Origin of the sequence: Streptococcus infantis, from assembly GCF_047463635.1 — a bacterium.
GTDB classification, from domain to species: Bacteria; Bacillota; Bacilli; order Lactobacillales; family Streptococcaceae; genus Streptococcus; species Streptococcus infantis_W.
Genome location: NZ_JASHDL010000038.1, coordinates 1 through 2,672, shown reverse-complemented (window position 1 = coordinate 2,672; position 2,672 = coordinate 1). Strand labels below are relative to the sequence as shown.

The 2,672-nt window shown below is 39.7% G+C and carries 3 protein-coding genes; 2 read left to right on the top strand and 1 reads right to left on the bottom strand.

The window, feature by feature from the left end; genetic code table 11:
* Positions 1-378 precede the first annotated feature (378 nt).
* Positions 379-1,206: an exodeoxyribonuclease III gene (locus QM867_RS10620; protein WP_414315747.1), complete on the top strand. Its 828-nt coding sequence runs from the start codon at positions 379-381 to the stop codon at positions 1,204-1,206.
* An 11-nt stretch (positions 1,207-1,217) separates the two neighbouring features.
* Positions 1,218-1,604, top strand: a complete 387-nt coding sequence (locus tag QM867_RS10615; protein ID WP_414315746.1) for a bleomycin resistance protein — start codon at positions 1,218-1,220, stop codon at positions 1,602-1,604.
* Positions 1,605-1,724: 120 nt separating this feature from the next.
* Here the strand turns inward: QM867_RS10615 and QM867_RS10610 are convergent.
* A partial coding sequence (locus tag QM867_RS10610) for a transposase (protein WP_414315745.1) occupies positions 1,725-2,672 on the bottom strand: 948 nt, incomplete at its 5' end.

Here is a 2,672-nt window from a genome sequence, read left to right as displayed (position 1 = left end):
GGATAGGAAATATCCCTTTTTATTTTTCTCAAATTCAGATTTTGGTATAGATTAGTAGATGATGAGACAAACTATTTTTGAAAAGAGAAAAAGACAAACGCCAAAAATGACGTTTGTCTTCGTTCTGCCTTTCTAATAACAAAACCTGAGGCGACTGCCTCAGGTTTTTCCTATTCATAGGTGATGACACTAACTTAAACTTTGTCATATTCAGCGATAAAGATACTCAAAGGAGTAACATTTCATTTATTTTCAATCCTTTACATAAATCATTCTCTATTATATAGGAATGACCTGGATTTTTCAAACTATACGCTGGGGAAATACTTCTTTTTCTGGTATAATATTGTCTATAATCTGAATGAAAAGGTACACACTATGAAACTAATCTCATGGAATATTGATTCCCTCAATGCAGCATTGACAAGTGATTCTGCGCGTGCGAAATTATCACAAGACGTCCTCCAAACCTTGGTTGCTGAAGACGCTGATATCATTGCCATCCAAGAAACCAAGCTTTCAGCTAAAGGGCCTACTAAAAAACATCTTGAGATGTTAGAAGAACTCTTCCCTGGATATGAAAATACTTGGCGTTCCTCTCAAGAACCTGCTCGTAAAGGTTATGCTGGAACTATGTTCCTCTATAAGAAAGAACTTACTCCAACTATCAGCTTTCCGGAAATCGGTGCCCCTTCTACCATGGACTTGGAAGGACGTATCATCACTTTAGAATTTGATACATTTTTCGTGACTCAAGTGTACACTCCTAATGCTGGAGATGGGCTCAAACGTTTGGAAGAACGTCAAGTCTGGGATGTCAAATATGCGGAGTACTTGGCTCAACTAGACAGGCAAAAACCTGTCCTAGCAACCGGAGACTACAACGTTGCCCACAAGGAAATTGACCTTGCAAACCCAGCCAGCAACCGCCGTTCACCAGGATTTACAGACGAAGAACGTGAAGGATTTACAAACCTTTTAGCCAAAGGATTTACAGATACCTTCCGCCATATCCATGGCGATGTGCCAGAACGCTATACTTGGTGGGCACAACGCAGCAAGACTTCAAAAATCAACAACACAGGCTGGAGAATCGACTACTGGCTCACAAGTAATCGTGTAGCAGACAAGGTTACCAAGTCAGATATGATTGATTCAGGCGCACGCCAAGACCACACACCGATTGTCTTGGAGATTGAATTGTAAGGAGTTTCTTTATGGACTACAATGCAGTTATTCCCGAGTTTATAGTCTCGAATCTAGAACAGTCCCGTTCCTTCTACTGCGATTTACTGGGTTTTACGATCGAATACGAGCGACCAGAAGAAAACTTCCTCTTCTTATCGCTTGAAGATTGCCAACTAATGCTAGAGGAGGGGAGTAAGGAGGAACTAGCTGAACTAAACTACCCCTTTGGTCGTGGAGTCAACATCTCCTTCGGCATAAAGGATGTTCCTCGACTCTATCAGAAATTGTTAGAATCCAACTATCCTATTCATCGTCCTTTGACCAAAAGAGAATTTCGTGTTGGTGAACAATATATCTATCCTCATGAATTTGCAGTTTTAGACCCAGATGGCTATTTTTTAAGATTTAGTGAATAGAATAATAAAGTATTAGAGTGGGAAAAGAAATAAAAAAGAGGCTTGAGCCTCTTTTCAGAACGAAGACAAACGTCATTATTGGCGTTTGTCTTTTTCTCTTTTCAAAAATATGTTGTCTCATCATCTGATATTCCATTCAAAAATCTGTATTTGAGAAAAATAAAAAGGGATATTTCCTATCCATTTCACCAGTTTTTTGATATTTAAACACGCCAAAGTAAGCCCAACCTGATTCTCCATTTTGGACTTTCCTTTCTCTCTAGTGTATCTCAAATTATGGTACTCCTTAGCCGTCCCAAAGAGCCGTTCAATTGTTTCTTTGCGCTTCTTATAGAGCTCTTTCATTTCTCTTTGATGACGAATCTCCTCACAAAATTCAAGGGCATCTTTCCAGACATGTCTCGTTACTACTTTTTGAAAATTCTTGCTTTGGGTACAAACGGATAATAAAGGACAGGCAACACATACTTTTGGATTACTCTTATACTCACGGTAGCCTTCTCGAGTGGTCGTGCGATAGTTTAGTACTTGATTTTCTGGACAGACATAACAATCATGGCTTGCATCATAAACAAAATTACTAGGTCTTAAGTTCCCCTTTACTCCCTTTGGACGAGTATAAGGGAAAACAGGAATGGTATTACGTTCTAATAAATAATGGGCAATAGCTGGGGTCTTGTAGCCTGAATCCGCAATAATATAGTGGGGGGAGAATGGCTCTAACTTTGAAAAAAGAGCAGGGAAAGCCTGACTATCATGAACATTTCCTGCTTCCACCGTATAAGCCAAGGCCCAACCATGCTTATCACAAGCCACTTGGGCAGAATAGGCAAATACTTCCTTATGTTCGCCCTTGTGAAACCAACCACACTCGGGATCTGTTGTTGAGATTTTCTTTTCCTTAGCCTCACTTTCTTTTGCGGGCTTTAAGGACTTTTTTTCGTGTTTTTTCCGATCTAAATCAATCTCAACTGCCAATTGTTCACTCATAAATTTAGCTTGTTGCTCTACCATTTCCTTACGATACTTGTGACTATTAGCCGCTGCTTTGATATGGGTACCATCCAC

What these genes read in the sequence shown, in the direction of transcription:
- QM867_RS10615 (WP_414315746.1), top strand. Translation starts at nt 1,218, where the DNA reads ATGGACTACAATGCAGTTATTCCCGAGTTTATAGTCTCGAATCTAGAA.
- QM867_RS10620 (WP_414315747.1), top strand. Translation starts at nt 379, where the DNA reads ATGAAACTAATCTCATGGAATATTGATTCCCTCAATGCAGCATTGACA.